The following is a 24,939-nucleotide window of genomic DNA, read 5'->3' on the forward strand; positions in this document are numbered from 1 at the left end:
GATGCATCCGGGGACCTGATTAGGGCACGGTGGAGGTCATGTCCGCCATCACCCGCCGCGCGACCGCGTTCGCGGGCGCCCTCATAGCGCTCGCGCTCCTCGCCGGAACGTTCGCCGTGTTCGTCCGGTCGTACCCAGGCCAGGCGTCTGACGAGCAGACGATGCAGTCGTGGGCGACGCACTTCGGGAGCGACGCCCCAACGAGCGGGTGGCTCGGCGATCATCAGTTGGCGGTGCTCGCGGGAATCGGTTTGGTCCTCGGGGTGATCTGTGCTGGTCGCCGGTCGGTACGTCTTGCCGCGCACGCTGCGATCCTCGTCATCGGCGCGGTCGTGGCCGCGATTGCACTCAAGACCGGCCTCGAGCGTCCAGCGCTCGGTGTCGGCGCGGCGAACAACTCCTTCCCGTCAAACACTGTCGCCGCCTTCGGCGCCGCCGCGTTCGCACTCATCGCGGTAAGCCCGGCACGGATCCGGGGTCTGGTGACCGCCTGCTCGCTCGTGGGGGCGACCGCCGTGTCGGTCGCGGTCGTCGGACTGCAGTGGCATCGGCCGTCGGACGTGATCGGCGGCTGGCTGGTCGCCGTGGCGGCGGCATTCGCTGCTGAATGCGTGCTCCCCGTGCGTGGGCGATCGGTGAGCGCGATGACTGCTGGGCACGCGGGTCGCACCGGTGCTGTGAGGCAGGCCGCTTCCGCGCGACAGGTACCGTGGAGGTCGTGACCGAAGCACCTTCCCCTATCCAGAAGCGACACCGACCCGCGTTGATCGCCCTGGTCGTCGTCGCCGCTGGTGCTTGCCTCGCGCTCGCCTGGTGGCAGTGGGGACGTTTCGAGTCGACGTCCGGCAGCTTCCAGAATCTCGGGTACGCCCTGCAATGGCCGGCCTTCGCGATCGCCGTGGTCTACGCGTACCGACGGTTCGTGGTGATGGAGGCCGACCCGGACGGATTCGTCGAAGAGACTGCCAAACGCGGTCCCACCGAGATCCCCGAGGGCGTCCTGCCTCCCCGGCCGGATGCGGCCGACCCGATACTCGCCCCGCTCGATGATGCGCCGGACGACCAAATGGCCGAGTACAACCGGTATCTCAGCGAACTCAACGACCGGCGCGACGACGCCTGACTGCACCGAAGGATCGACACGTGACCGATGACAATCTCGACTCCCCCACGTCAGTGACGACGGCGACCGTCCCCGAGGCCCAGAAGTCCCGGGTACGCGGTGCCCTGCTGCGATACCGCGTACTCGCCTGGGTCACTGGTGTCTGGCTGCTGCTGCTCGTGGCCGAGGTGATCGCGAATTACGGCTTCGGTGCCGACGGCTTCGGCTGGGTCGGCGTGGCACACGGCTGGATCTACTTCATCTACCTGATCATGACGGTCGATCTGAGCATCCGCGTGCGCTGGCCGATCGGCAAGTTGATCGCGACCGCCATCGCCGGAACCATCCCGTTCCTGTCGTTCTACTTCGAGCACGTCCGCACCCGCGAAGTGAAGGCGCAGTACGACCTCTGACCCCCGATCTATCGCCCCGCTGGTCAAGCGGAGTCTGCCAGACAGCTCCCGCTGGTCGAGCGCAGTCTGCCAGACAGCTCCCGCTGGTCGAGCGCAGTCTGCCAGACAGCTCCCGCTGGTCGAGCGCAGTCTGCCAGACAGCTACCGCTGGTCGAGCGCAGTCTGCCAGACAGCTCCCGCTGGTCGAGCGCAGTCTGCGAGACAGCTCCCGCTGGTCGAGCGGAGTCTGCGAGACAGCTACCGCTGGTCGAGCGGAGTCGAGACCCCCTCAGCCCGCGAGTCTCGCCAGGGTGGGCAGCAATTGCACCAATGCCCGGTGCCGATGGCTGCGCACATCCTTCTCGGCCGGGCTCAGTTCGCCTGCGGTCCGCCCGTCGGTGACGTCGTGTGGCAGAAATAGCGGGTCGTAGCCGAAGCCACCCGTACCGCGGCTCTCCCGCACGATCGCCCCACGCCACTCACCTCGTACGACGGTCTCGGAGCCGTCCGGAAGGACGAGCGCGCAGACCGACACGAACGCTGCTCCACGTCGATGCTCCGGGGTGTCGGCGATCTGCGCGAGCAACAACTCGTTGTTCGCGGCATCTCCTTTACCGCCGCTCCACCGTGCGGACAGGATGCCCGGCATGCCGTTGAGCGCGTCGACGGCGATCCCGGAATCGTCGGCAAGCGACGGAAGGCCGGTGCGTGCCACCGCTTCACGCGCTTTGATCAACGCATTCTCCTCGAATGACGCCCCGTCCTCGACCGGCTCGGGATAGGCGTCGACGTCGCCGAGTCCGAGCACATCAATACCGCTGATCGCGGCACCGTCCACCATGCGCCGAAGTTCGGCGAGCTTCTTCGCGTTCCCCGATGCGAGTAGAACGCGGGTGGTCACTTCGACGGAGTGGGCAGAACGCCCGGGTACGGCGCTGCGAGCGCATCGCGCTGAGCCTGCACGATCTGTTCGATGCCCGCGGTCGCGACGTCGAGCATGGCGTCGAGGGTGCGACGGGGGAAGGTCGCGCCTTCGCCGGTGCCCTGGAGCTCGACGAGGGTTCCCGCGTCGGTGGCGACGACGTTCATGTCGACCTCGGCGCGTGAGTCCTCCTCGTACGGGAGGTCAAGGCGGACCCGACCGTCGACGACTCCGACGCTGATAGCGGCGATGACGCACGACAGCGGCTGCGGATCGTTGAGCTTGCCCGCAGCGCCGAGCCAGGCGACGGCGTCGGCGAGCGCTACATACGCGCCGGTGATCGCTGCGGTCCGGGTGCCGCCGTCGGCCTGCAGCACGTCGCAGTCGATGGCGACGGTGTTCTCGCCGAGCGCCGCGAGGTCGATGCATGCGCGCAACGACCGACCGACGAGGCGACTGATCTCGTGGGTGCGGCCGCCGATCTTTCCACGCACCGATTCACGCTTGTTCCGCTCGTGGGTGGCTGCGGGAAGCATCGAGTACTCCGCGGTAAGCCAACCGAGACCGGAGCCGCGTCGCCAGGACGGAACTCCTTCGGTGACCGACGCGGTGCACATGACACGCGTGTTCCCGAATTCCACTAGAACCGATCCCGCCGGATGCGAGGTGAATCCGCGGGTGAATTTGATGGGGCGCAACTCGTTGTCGGCCCTGCCGTCTTCTCGTGTGCTCACCCTCGCGAGTCTATCTGGACCGCTGCCGAGCGCACGGGGCGGCGCGTCCCACAGTTACCGGAACCCGGACTCGAGGAGCGCCGCCTGGTCCGCGAGCGCTATCGCCAGACCACCCGCGGTGGTCGGGTGCAGAGGCTCGGCTCCGTCTATCGACTGCACGAACGGATCCTTCGCGCACACACCGTGACCTGCGAAGGACGGCTGAGCGGTCTGGAACGACGACGCACGGGCCCCCTCGGCGAGGACGGTGTTCATCGACTGCAGCCACCCGCGGAGGATCTCTTCCTTGCCCGCCGTGATGCCGAGATCCCGGACGCAGTCGGTGTCGCCCGACAGCGGGTCGTAGTACTGATTGATGATCACTGTCGGCGGGTCCGGCACCGACCGCAACTGGGTGAGCAGAACTAGATAATCGCGCGTGAATGCACTCAACTGCTGCCGGAAGTACGCGTCCGAGGCGGCCCCGCCGCAGTCCGGCAGCGTGGCGCACAGACCGATCATCTGCGACCAGCGGACGTCGTTCGCGCCGACACTGATGATCAGCGCCCCCGGCGCTGCCTCGAGTGCTCGCGCCAACTGCGGCGGCACCTGTCCGCCGCCTCGCTCCTGGTCGCCGAGCAGCCCTTCCCGGATGGTCGCGCTGCTGCAGGCCAGATTCGTCACACCCCAATCGGTGGAACGGTCCAGGGCCGCCGCGAACGATCCGCTGGTCCGCTCGCACGCCGTGTCCTCAGGCGTCGGGTCGGCCAATGCCGGGTTCCCGATCCCGGCCGCTGTGGAGTCGCCGATCACCACGACCTTCCCCGCCTCGCCGGCCGGAGCAGCACGAGGCGCAGGCGTCGCCGACGGAGCCGCTCCGACCAGTGAGGCCAGCGAGTCGATCTCGCGCAACTCGTCGGAGGTGGCTAACGCGGTGGCGACGAATGCGCCGATGTTGATCGTCACTGCGACCAGTGCACCGACCACGACGAACGCGATCGACGGTCGCATCGATCGTCGCTGCCATCCGGCAACGGCTCCGAGCAGCAGCACGGTGATCGCTGCGACGATCAAGACCTGCAGGATCAGATAGTTCCGCCACCCCGTGATCAGTGCGTCGGTCAACTCGCTCTGCGCCGCGGAACGCGTGGATTCATCGCTGTCCGGACCTGCGAGACCGGTCAGCTGCTCGGTCAGTTGGAGGTCGGTCAGCTCGAGACGTGGCCTGATCGGTCCCGAGAAGTCGACGGTGGTCGGCAGTTCCTGCCCGAACAGGTCGACCTGCCCCGGGCCGCTCCACGACCACGTCGGAGACGTCGCCCCGACCCGGATCGTCTGACCGACCGCCTCGACCGTCTGCATCGGCGTGACCCACAAGGCGACGGTGATCGCGATTCCGGTCGCGACGACGATGAGGAGCGCGTCGATCAATCGCTTCGCCATGCTTCGAGCATGGCACGGCTCGTGACGCGACCGCTTTCCACCCTGATATGCCCAGGGCAGAAGATTGTGCTCAGGGCCGGGGCCTGTGCACTAAGTGATGCTCTGGGCAGCAACGGTCACGCCCTGGGTGCAGCGGCTCACCGTCTACAGCGGCGAGCGAACCTCGATGACCTGTCCCTGATGGACCAATTGGAGCGGTCCGAGGTACTCGACTGAGGCCTCGTCCAGGATGGCGTCCGAGTCGGCCCACGGGACGATGTGCGTCAGCGCGAGCGAACGAGCCGACGCGCGAGCGGCAACGCGTCCCGCCTCGGTCCCGGACAGGTGCAGGCCGACGGGACGGTCCTCGGGCGCATGTGTCCACGAGGCCTCACACAGAAACAGGTCGGCGTCGCGGGCGAGGTCGACCACCTCGTCGCACACGCCGGTGTCGCCGCTGTAGGCGAACACCTCCCCGTCCGGGCCGGTGATCCGCAGCCCGTAGGTGCTCGGCGGATGATCCACCTTGAACGGCTCGATGTGCAGGCCGTGGAGGTCGACGGCCTCCCGGTCGACCCATTCGCGGATTTCATAGGTGTCGGAGATGTCATCGACCTGACCCGGGTACTCCGATGAACCCGCGCCGATACGCAACGCCGTACCGGTCGGCCCGTAGAGAATCGATCGCTCGGTCGCGCAGTCCGGAGCCCACCGCCGCCAGACGAGCATCGCGGGTAGATCCATGCAGTGGTCGGCGTGCAGGTGACTCAGCAGAACGGCGACGTGGTTCGGGTCCGCGTGCTGCAGCAACTCGCCGAACACGCCGTGCCCGCAGTCGATCAGCACCGGCTGGTGGCCGTCGGCCTGAAGCAGGTATCCCGAGCATGCGGCCCCGGGGCCGTTCACACTCCCGGAACACCCGAGCACCGTCAATCGCATACGCCCCACTTTGCCATGCCCTACCCGGATTCAAGCATCGAACGGTTGTCGGGTGATCGACCGATTGAAGCAGGCCAGAAGCGAGACGCATCACATGAGAAGCGTCAGAAGTGCGTCACATGGCCGATCTGTGGCCCGAGGAATCGCTTGGACAACTTGGCGAAACTTCCGGGATCGCCTGTCGCCGAAAACAATCGATGTGCTTCCCGACCGGTGTGCGAGTTCAGCGAATCCGACTCGGTCAGCACGCGGAAGGTGTCCTTGGCCGTCTCCTCGGCACTCGACACCAGCGTCACCTCCTCGCCCATCACCAACTGGATGACACCCGACAGCAGCGGATAGTGGGTGCATCCGAGAACGACGGTGTCCACATCGGCTTGTTGCAGAGGCGCGAGGTACCCCTGGGCGAGTTGCAGGATCTGTCTGCCGCTCGTCACGCCGCGTTCGACGAAGTCGACGAATCGCGGGCAGGCGACGGCGGTGATCTCCATGTCGCGAGCTGCCGCGAAAGAGTCTTGGTATGCCCGAGACGCGACGGTGGCCTCGGTGCCCAGCACACCGATCCGACCGTTGCGCGTGGACGCGACGGCACGGCGGACGGCGGGCAGAATCACCTCGATCACCGGGATCGGCGCATAGCGCTCTCGAGCATCGCGGAGCATCGCGGCCGACGCCGTATTACACGCGATGACGATCGCCTTGACGCCGCGATGCATCAGCTCGTCGCCAATAGCCAACGCGTGGCCGCGGATCTCGGGAATCGTCAACGGACCGTACGGCCCATTCGCGGTGTCGCCGATGTAGACGATGTCCTCGTCGGGCAGCAGGTCGATCACCGCGCGCGCGACGGTGAGCCCACCGACGCCCGAGTCAAAGATTCCGATCGGTCCGTGATTCAGGACAGTCCTCCCAGTTCGATGGCGTTCTTGTCGCCGACCTTCTTATCCCCTGCCGACGTCGCGGTCATCCACGCCGCAAGAACCCCGCCGATAGCCCCGAACAGATGCCCCTGCCACGACATCCCGGACGCGCCCGGAACGACGCCCCATAAGATTCCGCCGTAGATCACAGTGATGACCACCCCGCCGAGCACCTGCCACACGTCGCGGCTGAACAGCCCGCGCACGATCAAGAACGTCAACCAGCCGAAGACGATTCCGGACGCCCCGATCGTGGTGGACATCGACGGTGCCGTCAGCCACACGCCGACGCCGGACACCACCCAGACGACACCTGTGACGACCAGAGCCCGGCCGCTCAACAGCACGAAGAAGCCCAGGACGAGACCCGGCACGAGATTCGAGACGAGGTGCGCGAAGTCGGCGTGCAGGAAGGGCGCCCAGATGATTCCGAGTAAGCCGGACCAGGTACGAGGCACGATGCCGTACATGTCGAGCCGACCGTCCATCACGACGTCGAGCAGTTCGACGGCGAACCCGATCGCGGTGACGACGGCGAGAATGATCAGGATCTGCAGCCAGCGATCCCACGGCTTGGCCGTTTCGGGGCTCGTGCCGCGACCATCGGACGACGGGGTGCCGAACGGATCGGCCGGGAACTGCGCGCTCACCGATCCCCCGGCCCGAACACGAGACCGTCCACGAACGCCGACGCGAGCACGTCGCGGTAGGCGGGTATGCCGGCGACACCGGTCGCGTTGACCACTGCCGACACGATGGCGCGTTGGACGACGGTCGCCGACGCCTCGGCGAGTGCGGCGACGACGGCGATGTCGGACTCCATGCCGGGTGGGATGTCTACGGCCACGTCCGGGTCGGCGGTACGCTCGCCGGTCGCGACCGCGAACAGTGTGTCCCCGTCGAGCGGCGAGTGCGCGGGACGCACCGCACGCGCGAGGCCGTCGTGCCCGGACATCGCGAGCCGTCGTGCGGCGGGCACCGACAGCGTCGCATCGGTCGCGACGACACCGATCGTCGTGTTCAGGACCGACCCCTTCGCTTCGAGCGCCCGCAGTCGGGTCAGTTCGGCGGCGGCGGGTCGACGCAGCCCGTGATGGGTCAGATCGTCCGGGCCCCACGGCAGCCCGGTCTGGGGGTCGACCACCTGCCCGACGGGATTGGCGACGACGAGTGCACCGACCGTCAGTCCGCGCGCAGGCCCCTCGGTCACCGTGAGCGAAGCCGTTCCCACCCCGCCTTTGAGGACTCCTGCGCGCGCGCCCGCGCCCGCACCCACTGACCCGACGGCGAAATCGGCGCCCGCGGCAGCGAGCGCACGCTCCCCGAACTCGGCGTCGGGTCGGTTCTCCCAGCGCCCGACGGGCAGATCGAAGATCACGGCGGCGGGCACGATCGGAACCACGTGCCCCTGTCGGTCCATCGGCAGTCCGATGCCCGCGGTCTCGAGACCACGCATCACACCGTCTGCCGACGACAAGCCGTACGCGCTGCCGCCGGTCAGGACGATCGCGTTTGCGCCCCGCACGCTGTTCCCTGGTTCGAGCAGGTCCGTCTCCCGGGTGCCCGGCCCGCCGCCGCGCACGTCGACGGCTGTCGTCGCGCCGTCGGCGACGGTGACCACGGTGGAACCCGACGCCCACCCCGAGCCGGGTTCCGTCGCAGTGGCGACGACCACGTCGTCGTCGATCAAGTGGTGGTGTCCGACGCCGATCCCGGCGACGTCGGTGATGCGGTTGCCCGCGCGAGACAGCGATCCTCCGGCGGTCACTCGAGGACGTCCCAGTCCGATTGCGTCCATTCATCGGCCATCAGCGCCTCGACGAGCAGTCCCTGGACCACCGACAGCCAGTCGTAGACGTCGCGGTGCGCGGCCTGTGGATGGTCGGGTGGAAGCCTCATCGGCTGGTCGTCGATGCCCAGCATCGCGCCGAGTGCCAACCGCACGTCGGTGAGGGCAGCCAGCCAGCGGTCGGCCTCCGCCTCGGTGAGGCGGATGTCTCCGCCATCGGGCGGCAGGGTGTCGAGGACGGTGCGCGCGGCGTCGAGTTTGGCGTCGATGATCCGCGGCTCGTTGACACTACGCAGACCGCCGTTGAGGTCGGAGGCGAGCGACGCCGCCGTCAACTCGTCCTCCTGGTCGGGCCGGTGAAAATCGGGTAGCAGCCGCCCCATCGTCACGTCTTCTGGTGCGCGCGTATGGCCGGTCGCGATCCCGGTGATAGCCGACAGTTCGTCGTTCGGCGCCGAGTCGACGCGTTCGACGAGCAGGTCGGAGATCGACTCGATCATGGAGGCGAGCAGTTGGCACTCGTAGCTCTCCAGATTGGAGCAGATCCGCGCCTGAGCTCCACTTCCGGTCCGGCGCCACGTCCTCATCGGCGCCGCCTCACGAATCGTGCTGCATCGTCGCCCAGAGCCCTGCCGCATGCAGTTTGCGGACGTCGGCCTCGACCTTGGTCCGGTCGCCCGAAGAGACGACCGCCTTGCCTTCGTTGTGCACTTGCATCATCAGCTCGCGAGCTCGTACCTCCGAATAGCCGAACAGTTTCTGGAAGATGTACGCGACATAGTTCATGAGGTTCACCGGGTCGTCCCACACGATCGTCACCCACGGTCGATCCGTTTCGACCGCGGGTTCTGCCACCGCGGTACCGGTGCTCGTGCCCGGCGTCGACTCATCGCGCACCATGAGTAATAGGGTAGCGAATGTGACCGGTACCGCGCTGCTGACAGACCACTACGAACTGACCATGATCTCCGCGGCCATCAAGGCCGAGCGTGCCGATCGTGCGTGCGTCTTCGAGGTGTTCGCTCGTCGACTCCCCGACGGACGAAGGTACGGCGTCGTCGCCGGGACCGGCCGTGTCCTGGAGGCTCTCGCGCAGTTCCGCTTCTCCGACGACGAGATCGAGGCCTTGCGCGGCGTGGTCGATCAGCCGACTCTCGACTGGCTCGCCGACTACCGATTCTCCGGCGACATCGACGGCTACCGCGAAGGCGAACTGTACTTTCCCGGCTCCCCCATCATGACCGTGCGCGGCGGCTTCGCCGAGGGCGTGGTTCTGGAGACCGTGATCCTGTCGATCCTCAATCACGACAGCGCGATCGCATCGGCCGCGGCCCGAATGGTCAGCGCGGCGGCCGGAAGGCCGATCATCGAGATGGGCTCGAGACGCACCCACGAACGGGCAGCAGTCGCCGCGGCGCGCGCCTCGTACATCGCGGGCCTGACGGCCACCAGCAATCTGGAAGCCGCTCGGACCTACGGAGTCCCGAGCGCGGGCACCGCGGCGCACGCGTTCACATTGTCGTTCGCTACTGCCGATGGCAGCGATGAGAAGGCCGCGTTCGCCGCCCAGGTCGACGCCCTCGGCATCGGGACGACACTGCTCGTGGACACCTACGACATCACGCGAGGCGTCGCTAACGCGATCGAGGTGGCGGGCCCCGAACTCGGCGCGGTCCGCATCGACTCGGGCGACCTCGGCGTCCTCGCCCGTCAAGTACGCGCCCAGCTCGACGATCTCGGCGCGACGAACACCCAGATCGTCGTCTCCGGCGACCTCGATGAGTACGCGATCGCATCCCTGCGCGCCGAACCCGTCGACACCTACGGCGTCGGGACCTCGCTGGTCACCGGCAGTGGGGCGCCTACCGCGGGAATGGTCTACAAGCTCGTCGAGGTGGACGGCGTTCCGGTCGCCAAACGCTCAAGTCACAAGGAGAGCCACGGCGGAGCCAAGCGTGCACTGCGCGCCGCCCGCGACACCGGCACGATCGTGGAGGAGATCATCGTGACCGGAGCCGGTGTGGCGGGCGACGACGCGGTGAGCGGCCTCGGTAGCCTAGAAGTGAGAGACCTGCAGATCCCACTGGTGCGCGGTGGCCGCGTCGTCGATGACGTGCCGACGCTCACCGACGCCCGCGAGCATCTCGCGCGAGGCCTCGTGTCGCTCCCCTGGGAGGGGCTCGGCCTGAGCCACGGCGATCCCGCAGTAGTCACCCGACACGTCAGCCGACCGGAGAAGTAGATGTCCACCAATCGAGCCCTGATAGTCGTCGACGTCCAGAACGACTTCTGCGAAGGAGGCTCCGTCGCCGTCACGGGCGGGGCGGCCGTCGCTGCCGGCGTGAACTCGATCAGCGGAGACTATTCGACCGTCGTCGCCACCCGCGACTACCACATCGACCCCGGATCGCACTTCTCCGACGACCCCGACTTCGTCGACTCGTGGCCCCCGCACTGCGTCGCTCGCACCGACGGCGTCGGGTTCCACCCGAGCTTGGACACCGAGCCGTTCCAGGCCGTCTTCGACAAGGGCGCCTATTCGGCCGCGTACTCGGGGTTCGAGGGCGAAGACGCCGACGGGACGCCGCTCGCCGAGTGGTTGACCGCCCACGGAGTCAAAGCGGTCGACGTCGTCGGCGTCGCCACCGATCACTGTGTCCGCGCGACCGCTGTGGACGCCGCCCGCAACGGCTTCCGCACGAGCGTCTTGCTCGACTTCACCGCAGCCGTTGCCGAGGAGACCACACAGACCGCACTGCGTGAACTCCGCGAGGCAGGCGTCGAGGTGTCCGGAACACTGCTGCACACCGGCGCCCCTGCCCAGTGAGCGTTCCAGAGGTCCCCGAACTCCTCGACCACGCGGTATCCGAACTCGGCGGCACCCGCCGAGACGGACAGGTGACGATGGCGACCGCCGTCGCCACCGCGATCGACGACGGCGAGCATCTGGCCGTGCAGGCCGGTACAGGTACCGGCAAGTCGTTGGCCTATCTGGTCCCGTCCATCCGGCATGCCGTCGAATCGAACGAGACGGTGGTCGTCTCGACGGCGACCATCGCACTGCAGCGTCAGCTCACCGAACGCGACCTACCGCGGCTGGCGACCGCGCTGACGAAACCGCTGGGTCGCGAGCCTCTCTTCGCGATCCTCAAGGGGCGCGCGAACTATCTGTGCTTGAACAAGCTGCACTCCGGAGTCGCCGACGAGCCCGACAGCGAACTGTTCGACGCCTTCGAACTGTCACGAACGGGCCGAGAGGTCACCCGGCTGCGCGAGTGGACGTCGGACACCGAGACCGGCGACCGCGACGACCTCCCCCAGGGCGTCTCGGACCGCTCGTGGCGACAGGTGAGCGTCACATCGCGTGAATGCCTGGGCGCCAACGCATGTCCGTACGGCGACGACTGCTTCGCCGAACTCGCGCGTCGTAAAGCCGGGGCATCGGACGTGATCGTCACCAACCACGCGATGCTCGCGATCGACGCGATGAGTCCGGCGACGATCCTCCCCGAGCACCGGGTCGTGGTGATCGACGAGGCCCACGAGTTGGTCGATCGCATCACGTCGGTGACGACCGAGGAGATCTCCGCCGCGGGCGTCACCATCGTCGCCCGTCGTCTCGGAAAGCTCGTGTCCGACGAGACGGCCGACTCGTTGATCGGCGCAGGCGAGCAACTCGGCATCCTGCTCGAGGCGACGCATAACGGCGAGTGGACCCGTCTGCCCAACGGTGCGGGCGAGATCCTCGCGTCGCTGCGCGATCGACTGTGGAACGCGCGCAGCGAGATCGGACCGGCCAAACCGGGTACTGATCCGGAGGCCGCGGCCGCCCGCCAGATGGCGATGTCGGCGACCGAGTCCCTGCACGACAGCGTCGTCCGCACCCTGACGGTGTTCGGCGAGTCCGACATCACCAAACGGTTCGACGTCGTGTGGAAGTCCGTCGACGACTTCCGCAACAACACACGCCACACGTTGCGGATCGCGCCGTTGTCGGTCGCGGGTCTGCTGCGAACGTCCCTGTTCACCGACTCGACGGTGGTTCTCACATCCGCGACCTTGACGTTGGGCGGGAGTTTCGACGCCCTCGCGCGCACCTGGGGCCTCCCGACACATGGCGACGACGCCGAAGGCGCAGGCTGGCGCGGATTGGACGCAGGCTCGCCGTTCGACTACCCGAGATCGGCGATCCTGTACGTCGCCGATCGACTTCCGCCGCCCGGCCGCGACGGTATCGCTCCGGCGACCCTCGACCAGATGGTCGAGTTGATGACGGCGGCAGGTGGGCGGACGCTCGGGCTGTTCTCGTCGATGCGCGCGGCGAAGGAGGCCGCCGAACAACTCCGCGACCGCGTCGACTTCCCGATCCTGTGCCAGGGCGAAGACGCGACGTCGACGCTGATCCGGACGTTCGCCGACGATGAGCGGACGTGTCTGTTCGGCACGTTGTCGTTGTGGCAGGGCGTCGACGTCCCGGGACGTTCACTGCAGTTGGTGATGATCGACCGGATCCCGTTCCCGCGCCCCGACGACCCACTGTTGTCGGCGCGTCAACGCGATGTGGACGCTCTCGGGGGCAACGGCTTCCTCACCGTGTCTGCCAATCATGCCGGACTGCTGCTGGCGCAGGGCGCAGGCCGGCTCCTCCGTTCGACGTCGGACCGCGGTGTGGTCGCCGTCCTCGATCCCCGACTCGCCACCGCTCGCTACGGCAATTATCTGATGGCGGGGCTGCCACCGTTCTGGAAGACGCGCGACCTGAAGGCCGTCACGGCCGCGTTGACGAGGTTGGCGTCGAGCCGATCATGACCGACTGGATCGGCCGACTCCTCGCGGGCACCCATCCGAGCCCGCACCGCATCCTCGGCGCGCACCGGGACGGGCCGTCGGTGCGGGTGCACGCACTGCTGCCCGGCATCGTCCGCGGCGAGGCCGTCGCGTCCTCTGGCGCGAGGACGCCGCTACATCAGATCCGCGATGTGCTCTGGCAAGCGGACCGTCCCGGTGCCGACTACTGGTACGAGGTCGATTACGGCTCCGGTCCAGTGACCCTCGACGATCCCTTCCGATTCGGACCGCGACTGACCGACGCCGATCGAGACGTCATCCGGGCGGGCGGCGACACGATCGTCGACATGCTCGGCTCAACCCCCAGCCGCCGCGACACCGACTCCGGACGGTCGATCGACGGTGTCGATTTCGCCGTGTGGGCGCCGAATGCGCGCGGAGTCACCGTATTCGGCGACTTCGACTCGTGGGGCGGCCAACAGTTCCCGATGGTCCGGCACGACGGCGTCTGGGAGCTCTTCGTCCCGGGCGCACAAGTCGGTGATCGCTACAAGTACCGGATCGTCGGCGCCGACGGACTCCTCCGCGACAAGGCCGATCCGCTCGCCCACCGCACGCAGTGTCCACCGGAGACCGCGTCGATAGTCGACGCGGTCTCCGAGTATTCGTGGCGTGACGAGGAGTGGATGACCGCCCGCGCACACGGCGATCCGGCGAGCCGTCCCCTGAGCATCTACGAGGTCCACCTCGGCTCCTGGCGGCCCGGGCTGGACTATCGGCGTGCAGCGCATCTGCTCGCCGACCACGTTGTCGATCTGAACTTCACGCACGTGCAACTGCTGCCGCTCACCGAACACCCGTACGGTCCGTCGTGGGGCTATCAGGTCGGTTCGTTCTTCGCGCCGACCGCTCGATTCGGCGCACCTGACGACCTGCGGTATCTCGTCGACCATCTGCATTCACGACGGATCGGCGTGATCCTCGACTGGGTTCCCGCTCATTTCCCGAAGGACCCGTTCGCGCTCGGCGAGTTCGACGGCACCGCGCTCTACGAGCACGCCGACCCGTTGCGACGCGACCAACCCGACTGGGGCACTTACGCTTTCAATCTCGGACGCGACGAGGTCCGCGGTTTCCTCCTGGCAAGCGCGCGATATTGGTGCGACGAGTTCCACGTCGACGGACTGCGCGTGGACGCGGTCGCCGCGATGCTGTACCGCGACTACTCGCGGGGACCTGGCCAGTGGCGGCCCGCGGTCGACGGCAGCCATCGCAATGAGGAGGCGGTGGACTTCCTCCGGGAGCTCACGGACATGGTCCATCGACGCCATAGCGGGGTCGTGGTCATCGCCGAAGAGTCCACCGCGTGGCCCGGAGTCACCGCACCGACCTCCGGCGGCGGGCTCGGCTTCGACTTCAAATGGGACCTCGGCTGGATGCACCGCACCCTGGACTACGTCGGCACACCGCCTGCGCAGCGCGGTGCGAGCAACCCACTGCTTCTGGACTCGCTGACCAGCGCGGTCCGCGAGCGGCACGTCCTGCCGCTCAGTCATGACGAGATGGTGCACGGCAAGGGCACGCTGACCACCCGCATGCCCGGTGCGGGTGAACGGCGCGCCGACCACGTCCGCGCGCTACTGGCCTACCAGTGGGCACATCCCGGCAAGAATCTGCTCTTCATGGGGCAGGAGTTCGGGCAGATCGACGAATGGTCCGATCACGTCGGCGTCGACTGGCCCGCCCTGCACCGAGACGATGGGCCCACCCACCGCGGTATCGCACGGCTCGTCCGAGATCTCGGCCGGATCATGTTCGCCTCGCCAGCGCTATACACCGGCGACGCCGACGCTGCGGGGCTGGAGATCATCGATACCAGCGACACCGAGCATTCCGTGGTCGCGTTCCTACGGCTCGATCCCACGGGCGACGGCGCCCTCGCGTGTGTGTTCAATTTCTCCGACGAGGACCTGTACGAGTACCGGACAGGTCTGCCCCGCGGTGGACGGTGGCGGGAGGTCCTGAACACCGCGGCTCTGGAGTACCGGGGTTCGGGCGTGGGGAACCTCGGGTCGGTGCAAGCACACGACCGCCCGGCTCACGGGCGCGGGTTCAGTGCGGACCTGACGCTCCCCGCGCGTTCGTCGCTCTGGCTCGCCCCGGCCTGAACCCGCCGCGTGTCAGTACAGCGCGGCCGCTAGTTTCCGGCGTGCGGCGACGACGAACGGCTCGGCCGGATCGAACAACTCGAAGAGCTCGAGGAGCCGCGTGCGCGCCCGCGCCTTGTCGTCGCCGTCCGATACGCGCACCACGTCGATGATGCGGTCGAACGCCTGCTCTGGACGCTGACCGAGTAGTAGCACGTCGGCAGCCGCCAGTTGCGCGTCGACGTCGCCGGGCTCCGCGGTCTCCAAGATCGTCGGGTCGTGCTGCTTCGCGCGAATCGTGAACTCGACGTTCCGCGCGATCGCCGCAGCCTCGACGTTCTCGGGTTCCAGCGCAAGGATCGCCTGGTACGCGGCCAACGCGCCCTCGAGGTCGTCGGAGTTCAGCAACTCCTCGGCCGCGACCATCCGCGGATCGTCCTCGGGCTCCGGCTCCGGCTCGGTGTCCGGACTCGGGATGCCCATCTTCGACGTGATCTCGTCGAGCCACGCACCGACCTGCTCGAGCGGCTGACGACCGTCGAACGCCGACACCGGCTGTCCGCCGGCGAGAGCGATGGCGATCGGCACCGACTGCGCACCGAAGGCCTGCGCGATTCGTGGTGCGACGTCGACATCGACGCGGGCCAACGTCCACGCACCCGCAGCCCGGACGGCGAGTTCCTGGAGGAGCTGCGCGAGTTGGACGCTCGGCTCGCTCCACCCCGCCCATAGGAGGGTGATGACGAGTTCTTGATCGGATCGCGCAACGACGTCCGTCTCGAACGTGGCCTCCGTGACATCGATGATCGACGCTCCCTGAGGGACCTGCCCCGGCGCGCCCGGCTCGGCACCGGGTTGTGGAGCGGGCGCAGCGGCCCGCGACCGCTGAGCTTCGGCACGTTCTTTGAGGACGGACAGGTCAACGGCACCCGACATGGTGCTTGCCTGCTGCATGGCCGCCGCTGCGGCCTGCCGACGATTCATAGGACTGCTCACACCGCCAGTTTGTCACGATCGACGTCGTCGTCGCCACGTGCCGTCACATCATGCGACAGTTCGCCGAGGTGACCATTGCGTCGCGCCCACACCTCGAACCACACCGAGAAGAACGGCGGGATCGCAGCGATGCCCGCGAGGACGAGAGTCTTGAAATTCCACTTCAATGCGTATGCGGCCCAGAGCGTGATCACCAGGTAGGCGACGAACGCCGCACCGTGGGCCATACCGGGGTATCGCACCGCGCTGTCGATCCCGCCGCCGTACTTGAACGCCATACCGATCAGCAGCGCGGCCCACGTAATGGCTTCGACAACGGCGATGAAGCGAAAGCACTTGGCCGGGGTGGTGAGAGTGAAGAAGTCTTTCATGGTCATCACGCCTTGGGGACGCGGACGATCAGGGCGTCGCCCTGGCCACCTGCACCGCACAGAGCCGCCGCCCCGACGCCACCGCCGCGACGAGCGAGCTCGAGAGCCAGGTGCAACGCGATGCGGGCGCCGGACATGCCGATCGGGTGGCCGAGCGAGATCGCGCCGCCGTTGACGTTGACGATCTCCGGGTCGACGCCCAGCGTCTTGGTCGATGCGAGGCCGACTACGGCGAACGCCTCGTTGATCTCGATCAGGTCGAGATCGGCAGGCGTGATGCCCTCCTTCTCGCACGCCGCGAGGATGGCGTTGGCAGGCTGCTGCTGCAGCGACGAGTCCGGCCCCGCGACGACGCCGTGCGCGCCGATCTCAGCGAGCCAGGACAGACCCAGCTCCTGGGCCTTCTTCTTACTCATGACGACGACGGCGCAGGCACCGTCGGAGATCTGCGACGCGTTGCCTGCGGTGATGGTGCCGCCCTTGGCGAAGGCCGGACGCAGGCCGCTCAACGACTCGACGGTGGTGTCGGCGCGCACGCCTTCGTCGGTCGTGAAGGAGATCGGGTCGCCTTTGCGCTGCGGAATCTCGACCGGGACGATCTCGTCGTCAAAGACGCCGTTGGCGGCTGCGGCAGCGGCCAAGCGGTGGCTCCGCGCGGCGAATTCGTCCTGCTCTTCGCGGGTGAATCCGTCGGTATCGTTGCCCTGCTCAGTGAGGGCGCCCATCGGCTGGTCGGTGAAAACGTCGTGCAGGCCGTCGTACGCGGTGTGATCGACGAGTTCGGTGTTCCCGTACTTGAAGCCGCCACGGCTGCCCGGAAGCAGGTGCGGGGCCTGCGTCATCGACTCCTGCCCGCCCGCGACGACGCAGTCGAACTCGCCCGCGCGGATCAGCTGGTCGGCCAATGCGATCGCGTCGATGCCCGACAGGCACATCTTGTTGATCGACAACGCCGGAACATCCCAGCCGATGCCCGCCTTGACCGAGGTCTGCCGTGCGGGCATCTGCCCGGCGCCTGCGGTGAGCACCTGACCCATGATCACGTAGTCGACCACGTCGGGGTCGACTCCGCCACGCGCGAGAGCGCCCTTCACGGCGACCGCACCCAGGTCGACGCCGGAGTGCCCCTTCAGTGATCCCATGAGGCGTCCGAGCGGCGTGCGAGCGCCGGAGACGATGACGGTGGTGTTGTCGGACATTCAGCCAACTCCTAGTCGAAAACAGTGCGTAGTCCCTTCCAAGCTACCGTTAGGAGATGAGTAACTCAGCATCCGAGCATGTGAACACCACCACCCCGAACGATGGCGCACTGGCCGCTGCGGGCGACCTCGTCGTGGGCATCGATCACGTGGGCATCGCCGTCACCGACCTCGACGCGTCGGCTGCGTGGTACCTCGAGAACTTCGGTTTCGAGAACCTCCACGAGGAGATTAATGAGGACCAAGGGGTGCGTGAGGCGATGGTCGGTCCGCGCGGTGGCTCCGGCGCACTGATTCAACTGCTCGCACCGTTGAACGAGCAGTCGACGATCGCCAAGTTCATCGACCGAAACGGTCCCGGGTTGCAGCAGATGGCAGTGCGCGTCACCGACCTCGACGCGGTGACGGCTCGACTGACCGATGCGGGAGTCCGCTTGCTGTACCCGGCGGCCAAGCGTGGAACCGCTGATTCGCGTATCAACTTCGTCCACCCGAAGGACGCTGGCGGCGTGCTCCTCGAGCTCGTCGAGCCCGCGGAGCACTGACGGGACGCCCCTTTACCAAACTGCGGCGAGACACAGGGCAGCGGGTCCGGTGTCTCGCGAGCTCGTCGTCCTACAATTGAGACATGTCTAATCCTGGTCAGCGTCAGAGCCCGTTCCCCATCGTCATGCGCGGCTACGACCGCGACCAGGTGACCGACCACCTCCGGAGGCTCGACGCCGAGATGCAGATGATGGCGGCCGACCGCGACTCCGCGCACGCGAGCGCCGACGAGTTGCATGACCGGCTCGAGCAAGCTCGCACTCAGATGCACGAGCTCCAACGGGAGGTCGACGCCCTCTCGGTGCCGCCGACCACAGTGGCAGGCATGAGCGATCGAGTGTCGCGCATGCTTCAACTCGCGACCGACGAGGCCGCAGAGCTCCGCGCGAACGCCCGCGACGAAGCCGACGAGACGCTGAGCATCGCTCGCCAGAACGCACACCAGGAGCGTTCGGACGCCTCCGCCGAAGCCGCGCGGACCAAGGAACTGGCACAGGATCACGCCGACTCACTGATCACCGATGCCGAGAAACGTGCCGCCGACATCGACACCGAAGCCGAGCGGACCCGACAGGAAGCCGCGGATGCGCTCGCTGACGCGCGCCGACGCGCACAGGAGATTCTCGACGAAGCAGAGTCGGAGGCCGCTCGCCTCCGGGGCGCCGCTCACTCGATCTCGATGAACCGCCTGGCACGCTCCCGCGAACTCGCGGGCGCCGCCCATGACGCACACGGACAGATCCTCGATCACTTGGATGCCCTTCGGCAGCACCTCGTCGATCTGCCGGAGGCGCTGACGCTGTCGGGAGACGAGCAGGATCTGGTGTCGCTCACCGACTCCGACGATCTAGAGCTCCTCAACCGCACGCTATCGGGTCGCGACCGTTTCACGACGGGCGACGGCAGCGAGGTCGAGGAGAACGCGTCCGACGACGCCCCTTTTGACGATCCTCGGGCGACCGAGGCTACCGACGTCCTAGACGCTGTCGACGACGAGTACTCGCTCGACGCCTACGACGAGCAACGCTTCGGCGCGTCGGGTCGCGGCAAGAGCGGGCACACGTCGGCGAGCGCCTGACTCGGCTCAGAACAGCCGGAACTCCGTGCTCTCGGTACCGCGAAGCTTGTCGTAGTCCAATGTCACACAACGGATTCCGCGATCAGTCGCGAGTGTCCGTGCCTGCGGCTTGATGACCTGTGCGGCAAAGACTCCGGAAACCGGGGCGATCGTCGCATCACGGTTGAGAAGGTCGAGGTACCGGGTCAACTGTTCGACGCCGTCGATCTCACCGCGACGCTTGATCTCGACCGCCACCGTCGCCCCGTCCGCGTCGCGGCACAGGATGTCGACGGGGCCGATGGCCGTCATGTACTCGCGACGGATCAACGTATAGCCCTCGCCGAGAGTCGTCACGTGCTCGGCGAGCAACTCCTGCAGGTGCGCTTCGACGCCGTCTTTGACCAACCCGGGGTCGAGCCCCAGTTCGTGAGAAGAGTCGTGCTCGATCGACGCGACCGTGATCCGCAACTGCTCCCCCGCCTTGTTCGTGACCACCCAGACCACCTCGGCGTCGACACCCTCGGCAGGAGCCTCTTCGGACATCCAGCACGGTGGGCTCATCCAGTTCAGCGGCTTGAACGCTCGGTCGTCCGCGTGAATGCTCACCGAGCCGTCCGACTTCACGAGGATAAGCCGCTTGGCCATCGGCAGGTGCGCGGTCAGACGGCCGACGTAGTCGACCTGGCAATCGGCAATCACGAGTCTCACAGTCGCCGAGTGTAGGCGATCACGGTGACGCCGAGACTGTCCGGGGACGTCAGGAACGCGTGGGGACGAGTGCGGCCAATAGCCCGTCCAACTGCGCCGCCAACTCTGCGCCGACGCCGTCCTCCCCCACCGCGGACCGGCGGACGGCCCGCTCGAAGGGACCGTCGAACGCGGCGTAGACACCGCCGGGGTCCAGAAGCGGGTCACTGCCTGCGAGTTCCGCATACCGTGAGACCACTCGCCAGATCATCGCCTCGAGTTCTGCGTCGATCTCCCGCACCCCGTCGAGTAGCGACGGCTCGAACAATGCCTGAATCCGCAGGTCGTACCACAGTTTGTGAGTCGGTAGGTCGCCTGCCATCGTCGCGACCAGTCGCTGGACGAATCGTTCGCGCAGCGTCTGCGCATCGTCGACGTCGTCGAGCACATCGTCGTATGAGGCGACACACTCGCTCTTGTAGAGCGACACACAGTGCGAGATCAAGTCGAGCTTGTCGGAGAAGTAATAATGCAGCACACCGTGGCTGTACTCGGAATTCGCTGCGATCTCGCGGAGACTCGCTCCCGCGTAACCGAGTTCGGACAATGTCTTGAACGCCGCGCGCGCGAGTTCATCCCGTTTCGTCGCTACCTTGCTGACCCGTCGGCCGACGCCGCGCTCAGCCGGAGACCCAGCTTTTGCGATCGGCTCGCTCGCCGTCTCGGCTTCGATCGTCATCGGTCCTCCTCTGGCACTCTTCATCATCCGAGCATAACCGGCACAAGAACATCTGGACCCGCAGGCTGTCGAGTGTTTTGACAGTCGTCCAGGTTTTCTCTTGACGCTCGTCCAGACTTCGGTAGTGTGGCACACGCCACTAAACGGAGACAAGGGAGCGACTCATGAACGCATTCGACCTCACTGGACGGCGAGCATTGGTGACCGGCGGGGCCCAAGGCCTCGGCGAGGGCATGGCACGCGCCCTCGCGGCCGCAGGCGCCAAAGTGCTGATCGGAGACCTGCAGACCGACGCCGCGGGCGCCGTCGCCGATTCACTGGGTTCGGGCCACGGAGCCGTCTCACTCAACGTCACCGACGACGAAAGCTGGTCGACAGCGATCGCAGCCGCGACCGGGCAGCTCGGCGGACTCGACATCGTCGTCAACAACGCGGGCGTCGAGATCAGCGCTCTGATGACCGAGCTCTCCGCCGACGACGTCCGGCGCCAGCTCGACGTGAACGTTCTCGGCACCGCCCTCGGCATCAAACACGCACTCCGGACGATGCGACCGGGCGGAGCGGCGGGCCACGGCGGGGTGATCATCAATGTCGCGTCGGTCGCAGCGACCATTGCCTTCCCTGGCATCGCGATCTACTCGGCGACCAAGTCCGCGATCGACCGGATGACTCGGGTCGCCGCGATGGAGGCCGGAAAACTCGATTACGGGGTCCGCGTCAACTGCATCTACCCCGGGCTGGTCCCCACCGAGATGGGCGCGGGCCTCGCCAGCGACATGGCTGATCTCGGCCTCTTCGGCTCCACGCAGGAGGCGGTCGAGGCCGTCGTCGGACTCACGCCGAGCGGCCGGCTCGGCGAGGTCGGCGACATGGCCGACGCCGTCGTCTTCCTCGCGTCCGACGCCGCACGCTTCGTGAACGGAGCAGGCCTACCCGTCGACGGCGGTATGGGCATGTGAGTCCGCACGAGCGCCCCAACGATACGAACGACCTCGTCTACACTCCCCCGACCTCACCTAAGGAGATCTCATGAGCACCAAGCCTGTCGTCGTCTACGGAGCATCCGGTTACACCGGACGACTCGTCTGCGAATTCCTCCGCCAGTACAACGTTCCGTTCACCGCCGCTGGCCGCAGTACGGCCACACTGACAGAATCTATGGACTCGCACGTCCCCGGTATCGAGACCGCCGACTACGAGGTGGTCGAGACCGAGCACACCGTCGCCGCGCTCACCGACCTGTTCCACGGCAGCTCGGTGGTTCTAAATACCGTCGGGCCATTCATGAAGCTCGGTGACCCGGTCGTCGAAGCTGCCCTCGCGGCGGGCGCGCACTACCTGGACACCACCGGCGAACAGGATTGGTTGATCCACTGCGACGAGGAGTTCGGTACCCGCTTTGCAGCAGCCGGCCTGCTCATCGCACCGGGAACCGCGCAGATGTATACGACCGGTGAGATCGCGGCTCAGATCGCCCTCGAGACCCCCGGCCTCGACACTCTCGACATCGCTGTCTTCTGGGGCGGCAGTCCGACGATCGCGTCCACCCGAACGATCCTCGTCAACGCCGCGGGCGGTGCCGCGTACCACCTGGAACAGAACGAATTCGTTCCGTTCGATCCGGCTCAGGGTCTCGTGCCGTTGATCGTTCCCGGCCAGCACGAACTCGCGCAGTCGTTGCCGTGGGGTGGGACCTCACATCCGGTGTGGTTCAAACGGGACCCACGCGTGTCGACATGCAAGGCGCAGGGCGGCGTGTTCAATGCGGCACTCATGCAGAACGTCCCAGTGATCGTCGCAGACGCGCTCGAGGCAACTAAGGACATGACGCCCGACGAGCGCGACTCCGCTCTCGACGCAGTGGCCGCGCAAGTCATGAACTCGATGCCTCCACGCGAGAACCGACGGACGCACAAGTCTCTCGACTCGGTGCACGCCTCCGGCCCGCTCGGTCGCGCACACGTCGTGATCCACGGCAACAACAACTACCAGCAGACCGGACTCCTGCAGGCCTACGCGGCCTACAGTCTCCTGCAGCAGCCGCCACGCCGCGTAGGACTCGCGTCTGCATGCCAAGCCTTCGGACACCGCGAACTCGAAGGCGTTCTCCGATCGTTCGGATTCATCTCGGCACCCGTCGTGACGGTGCAACAGTGACTGTTCTCGTCGTCCCGGGCCTCCCCGAGTCACGGGCCGCAACTGCTCCCGACCGCCCTGCCTTGGCGGACGCCCGCACTGCACTGACGAACGTCGGCTTCGCCGACGCGGTGCGGCGTTCGGCCGGTCACCTCGCAAGTGCGGGCGTCGGGCGCAACGACGTGGTCGGCGTGCTGCTGTCCAATCGTGTCGAGCTGGTCGTCGCATTGTTCGCGGCCTGGCGATTGGGTGCTGCCGTCACGCCCGTCAATCCTGCGCTCGCGGGCCCGGAGATCGAGTTCCAGACCACAGACGCCGGAGCGAAGATCCTCGTCGTCGAGCCAGGCAGCGACCACGCGCGAAGCGACACCGGGCTGAGCTGCCCGACACTCTCCTGCGATGACCTCCTGGCAGATAACGCGGGGGACGATCGCGATGCAGTGGACGTCGAGGGCACAGACATCGCGCTCCTCATCTACACGGCGGGCACCACCGGGAAACCGAAGGGGGTGATGACCACCCACGCCAACATCGATGCGATGACAGCGACCTTCGTCGATCACTTCCGCTTCGACGAAGCCGATCACAGTCTGCTGGTGCTGCCACTGTTCCACGCGAACGGAGTAGTGCTCGGGACCCTGAGCCCGTTACGGGCGGGAGGGCAAGCGACTATCGTCGGACGGTTCAGACCGGATGAGTTCTTCCCGGCCGTCGAGAAGCATCGCCCGACGTACTTCTCCGCGGTGCCCGCCATTTACGCGATGCTGAGCGCGCTTCCGGAGACAGTGCAACCGGACACTTCATCTCTGCGCTTCGGCATCTGTGGCGCTGCGCCGATGCCTGCCGACCTGATCGGTCGGTTCGAGCGTCGATTCGGTGTTCCGATCGTCGAAGGCTACGGGCTCTCGGAGACGACCACGGCGTCCGCTCTGAACCCACTCGACGGCGTTCGTAAACCCGGAACCGTGGGCCCGCCACTGACTGGTCAGCAGATCCGAATAGTGGACGAGAACCTCGTAGACGTGCCGACCGGCGAGCCCGGTGAAGTGCTCATCGCGGGCGACGTCGTGATGGCTGGCTACCTCAATCGACCGGACGCCACCGCGGAGACGATCATCGATGGCTGGTTGCGCACCGGCGACGTTGGCCGGTTCGACGACGATGGCTACCTACTGCTCGTCGATCGCGTGAAAGACATGATCATCCGAGGCGGCGAGAACATCTATCCGAAGGAGATCGAGGCGGTCATCTATACCGACGTCGGCGTCTACGAAGCAGCGGTCATCGGCCGTCCCCACGACGTCCTCGGCGAAGTTCCGGTCGCCTACGTGTCTCTGCGCGAGGATGCCAGCACTACGGTCGACGGTCTCTACACACTGCTGCGAACACAACTCGCGTCAATCAAAATCCCCGTCGAGATCATCCTCATCGACGACGTCCCGAAGAACCCCGTCGGAAAGATCGATAAACCAACGTTGAGAGAAACAGACGCCAACGCTCCCCGTTGATCGACCGGTTCGAGAGGCTAGAGCGCGAGCCGGCCAGCCACGTTGGTCGAGCGGAGTCGAGATCCGCTGGACGCCGCTGTGAGGCTAGAGTGCGAACCCGCCGGCCACGTTGATCGAGCGGAGTCGAGATCCGCTGGACGCCGCTGTGAGGCTACAGCGCGAACCCGCCGGCCACGTTGATCGAGCGGAGTCGAGATCCGTCGTACGCCAGGGAGTCTCGACTTCGCTCGACCAGCAGGATGGGGCGCGTGCCGCGGTGAGGCTATACGCGAGCGGGCCACCTCGGTTGATCGAGCGGAGTCGAGATCCGTCGTCCGCACGTAAGTGAGCTAGAGCGCGAACCCGCCAACCACGTCGATCGAGCGGAGTCGAGATCCGTCGTACGCCAGGGGTCTCGACTTCGCTCGACCAGCAGGATGGGGCGCGTGCCGCGGTGAGGCTAGTACGCGAGCCGGCCATCCCGGTTGATCGAGCGGAGTCGAGATCCGTCGTACGCCGCGGGTCTCGGCTTCGCTCGACCGGCGAGCGGACGGGTGCGTTCGGCTGCGGGGTCTATAGGTGTG

26 protein-coding genes are annotated in these 24,939 nt (G+C 66.9%); 12 read left to right on the top strand and 14 right to left on the bottom strand.

From position 1 onward, the window contains the following. Window positions 1–38: 38 nt before the first annotated feature. Genes ACTIMF_RS14565 through ACTIMF_RS14575 form a run of 3 tightly spaced genes read left to right on the top strand, consistent with a single transcriptional unit; the run spans window position 39 to window position 1,515 of the window. Window positions 39–722, top strand: coding sequence for a phosphatase PAP2 family protein (locus ACTIMF_RS14565; protein ID WP_442351014.1), 684 nt, complete (start codon window positions 39–41; stop codon window positions 720–722). Then, window positions 719–1,123, top strand: coding sequence for a transcriptional regulator (locus tag ACTIMF_RS14570; protein WP_442351015.1), 405 nt, complete (start codon window positions 719–721; stop codon window positions 1,121–1,123). Before ACTIMF_RS14565 ends, ACTIMF_RS14570 begins: the two co-directional genes overlap by 4 nt. Window positions 1,124–1,143: 20 nt before the next feature. Next, window positions 1,144–1,515: a DUF3817 domain-containing protein gene (locus tag ACTIMF_RS14575; protein WP_442351016.1), complete on the top strand. Its 372-nt coding sequence runs from the start codon at window positions 1,144–1,146 to the stop codon at window positions 1,513–1,515. A 268-nt stretch (window positions 1,516–1,783) separates the two neighbouring features. On the opposite strand, the gene ACTIMF_RS14580 is transcribed toward ACTIMF_RS14575, so the two are convergent. The 9 genes from ACTIMF_RS14580 to clpS form a co-directional block, all read right to left on the bottom strand. Beyond that, the gene (locus ACTIMF_RS14580) at window positions 1,784–2,395 is read right to left on the bottom strand and encodes a non-canonical purine NTP pyrophosphatase (protein ID WP_442351017.1); all 612 of its coding nucleotides are present in this window, start codon (window positions 2,393–2,395) and stop codon (window positions 1,784–1,786) included. Next, the gene (gene rph, locus ACTIMF_RS14585) at window positions 2,392–3,150 is read right to left on the bottom strand and encodes a ribonuclease PH (protein ID WP_442351018.1); all 759 of its coding nucleotides are present in this window, start codon (window positions 3,148–3,150) and stop codon (window positions 2,392–2,394) included. Before rph ends, ACTIMF_RS14580 begins: the two co-directional genes overlap by 4 nt. A gap of 54 nt (window positions 3,151–3,204) precedes the next feature. Next, window positions 3,205–4,572 (bottom strand): GDSL-type esterase/lipase family protein, encoded by a 1,368-nt coding sequence (locus ACTIMF_RS14590; RefSeq protein WP_442351019.1) that lies wholly within the window; start codon window positions 4,570–4,572, stop codon window positions 3,205–3,207. Between the two features lie 144 nt (window positions 4,573–4,716). Continuing rightward, a complete protein-coding gene (locus tag ACTIMF_RS14595) occupies window positions 4,717–5,490 on the bottom strand; it encodes a cyclic nucleotide-degrading phosphodiesterase (protein ID WP_442351020.1) in 774 nt (257 codons plus the stop codon). 104 nt (window positions 5,491–5,594) lie between these two features. After that, complete coding sequence (gene murI / locus ACTIMF_RS14600; RefSeq protein WP_442351038.1) at window positions 5,595–6,389, bottom strand: glutamate racemase; 795 nt, start codon at window positions 6,387–6,389, stop codon at window positions 5,595–5,597. Further along, the gene (locus tag ACTIMF_RS14605; RefSeq protein WP_442351021.1) at window positions 6,386–7,060 is read right to left on the bottom strand and encodes a rhomboid family intramembrane serine protease; all 675 of its coding nucleotides are present in this window, start codon (window positions 7,058–7,060) and stop codon (window positions 6,386–6,388) included. The genes murI and ACTIMF_RS14605 overlap by 4 nt, the downstream gene beginning before the upstream one ends. Next, window positions 7,057–8,178: a P1 family peptidase gene (locus ACTIMF_RS14610; RefSeq protein WP_442351022.1), complete on the bottom strand. Its 1,122-nt coding sequence runs from the start codon at window positions 8,176–8,178 to the stop codon at window positions 7,057–7,059. Before ACTIMF_RS14610 ends, ACTIMF_RS14605 begins: the two co-directional genes overlap by 4 nt. After that, the gene (aosR, locus tag ACTIMF_RS14615) at window positions 8,175–8,786 is read right to left on the bottom strand and encodes an oxidative stress transcriptional regulator AosR (RefSeq protein ID WP_442351023.1); all 612 of its coding nucleotides are present in this window, start codon (window positions 8,784–8,786) and stop codon (window positions 8,175–8,177) included. The genes ACTIMF_RS14610 and aosR overlap by 4 nt, the downstream gene beginning before the upstream one ends. A gap of 10 nt (window positions 8,787–8,796) precedes the next feature. After that, on the bottom strand, window positions 8,797–9,099 hold the full coding sequence (gene clpS / locus ACTIMF_RS14620) for an ATP-dependent Clp protease adapter ClpS (RefSeq protein WP_442351024.1): 303 nt from the start codon (window positions 9,097–9,099) through the stop codon (window positions 8,797–8,799). On the opposite strand from clpS, the gene ACTIMF_RS14625 reads away from it, so the two are divergent. The 4 genes from ACTIMF_RS14625 to glgB are packed head-to-tail and all read left to right on the top strand — an operon-like array spanning window position 9,098 to window position 15,155. Continuing rightward, entirely contained in the window at window positions 9,098–10,441 is a 1,344-nt protein-coding gene (locus ACTIMF_RS14625) for a nicotinate phosphoribosyltransferase (protein ID WP_442351025.1), read from the top strand. The genes clpS and ACTIMF_RS14625 overlap by 2 nt on opposite strands. Then, window positions 10,442–11,026, top strand: a complete 585-nt coding sequence (locus ACTIMF_RS14630) for an isochorismatase family protein (protein ID WP_442351026.1) — start codon at window positions 10,442–10,444, stop codon at window positions 11,024–11,026. After that, a complete protein-coding gene (locus tag ACTIMF_RS14635; RefSeq protein WP_442351027.1) occupies window positions 11,023–13,008 on the top strand; it encodes an ATP-dependent DNA helicase in 1,986 nt (661 codons plus the stop codon). Before ACTIMF_RS14630 ends, ACTIMF_RS14635 begins: the two co-directional genes overlap by 4 nt. Then, window positions 13,005–15,155 carry a 1,4-alpha-glucan branching protein GlgB gene (gene glgB / locus ACTIMF_RS14640; protein ID WP_442351028.1) on the top strand — a complete coding sequence of 717 codons (2,151 nt, stop codon included), beginning with the start codon at window positions 13,005–13,007 and terminating at the stop codon, window positions 15,153–15,155. Before ACTIMF_RS14635 ends, glgB begins: the two co-directional genes overlap by 4 nt. A gap of 12 nt (window positions 15,156–15,167) precedes the next feature. On the opposite strand, the gene ACTIMF_RS14645 is transcribed toward glgB, so the two are convergent. Genes ACTIMF_RS14645 through ACTIMF_RS14655 form a run of 3 tightly spaced genes read right to left on the bottom strand, consistent with a single transcriptional unit; the run spans window position 15,168 to window position 17,700 of the window. Then, window positions 15,168–16,070, bottom strand: coding sequence for a tetratricopeptide repeat protein (locus ACTIMF_RS14645; protein ID WP_442351039.1), 903 nt, complete (start codon window positions 16,068–16,070; stop codon window positions 15,168–15,170). A 56-nt stretch (window positions 16,071–16,126) separates the two neighbouring features. Continuing rightward, window positions 16,127–16,501, bottom strand: coding sequence for a DUF3817 domain-containing protein (locus ACTIMF_RS14650; RefSeq protein ID WP_442351040.1), 375 nt, complete (start codon window positions 16,499–16,501; stop codon window positions 16,127–16,129). Window positions 16,502–16,506: 5 nt separating this feature from the next. Continuing rightward, a complete protein-coding gene (locus tag ACTIMF_RS14655) occupies window positions 16,507–17,700 on the bottom strand; it encodes an acetyl-CoA C-acetyltransferase (protein ID WP_442351029.1) in 1,194 nt (397 codons plus the stop codon). A 56-nt stretch (window positions 17,701–17,756) separates the two neighbouring features. Here ACTIMF_RS14655 and mce point away from each other — a divergent pair, with 56 nt between their 5' ends. Both mce and ACTIMF_RS14665 read left to right on the top strand, forming a co-directional pair. Then, window positions 17,757–18,245 carry a methylmalonyl-CoA epimerase gene (mce, locus tag ACTIMF_RS14660; RefSeq protein WP_442351030.1) on the top strand — a complete coding sequence of 163 codons (489 nt, stop codon included), beginning with the start codon at window positions 17,757–17,759 and terminating at the stop codon, window positions 18,243–18,245. Window positions 18,246–18,328: 83 nt separating this feature from the next. Next, window positions 18,329–19,324, top strand: coding sequence for a hypothetical protein (locus ACTIMF_RS14665; protein WP_442351031.1), 996 nt, complete (start codon window positions 18,329–18,331; stop codon window positions 19,322–19,324). 6 nt (window positions 19,325–19,330) lie between these two features. Here the strand turns inward: ACTIMF_RS14665 and nucS are convergent, their stop codons facing one another. Continuing rightward, window positions 19,331–20,014: an endonuclease NucS gene (gene nucS / locus ACTIMF_RS14670; protein ID WP_442351032.1), complete on the bottom strand. Its 684-nt coding sequence runs from the start codon at window positions 20,012–20,014 to the stop codon at window positions 19,331–19,333. Between the two features lie 49 nt (window positions 20,015–20,063). Next, window positions 20,064–20,732: a TetR/AcrR family transcriptional regulator gene (locus ACTIMF_RS14675; protein ID WP_442351033.1), complete on the bottom strand. Its 669-nt coding sequence runs from the start codon at window positions 20,730–20,732 to the stop codon at window positions 20,064–20,066. Window positions 20,733–20,896: 164 nt separating this feature from the next. On the opposite strand from ACTIMF_RS14675, the gene ACTIMF_RS14680 reads away from it, so the two are divergent. The 3 genes from ACTIMF_RS14680 to ACTIMF_RS14690 all read left to right on the top strand — a co-directional run bounded on the left by ACTIMF_RS14680 (window position 20,897) and on the right by ACTIMF_RS14690 (window position 24,376). Further along, window positions 20,897–21,691 (top strand): SDR family NAD(P)-dependent oxidoreductase, encoded by a 795-nt coding sequence (locus ACTIMF_RS14680; protein WP_442351034.1) that lies wholly within the window; start codon window positions 20,897–20,899, stop codon window positions 21,689–21,691. A gap of 70 nt (window positions 21,692–21,761) precedes the next feature. Next, complete coding sequence (locus tag ACTIMF_RS14685; RefSeq protein ID WP_442351035.1) at window positions 21,762–22,889, top strand: DUF5938 domain-containing protein; 1,128 nt, start codon at window positions 21,762–21,764, stop codon at window positions 22,887–22,889. Beyond that, a complete protein-coding gene (locus ACTIMF_RS14690; protein WP_442351036.1) occupies window positions 22,886–24,376 on the top strand; it encodes a class I adenylate-forming enzyme family protein in 1,491 nt (496 codons plus the stop codon). Before ACTIMF_RS14685 ends, ACTIMF_RS14690 begins: the two co-directional genes overlap by 4 nt. The last annotated feature ends 563 nt before the right edge of the window (window positions 24,377–24,939 follow it).

Source organism: Gordonia sp. (in: high G+C Gram-positive bacteria) (assembly GCF_052106715.1).
GTDB lineage: Bacteria > Actinomycetota > Actinomycetes > Mycobacteriales > Mycobacteriaceae > Gordonia.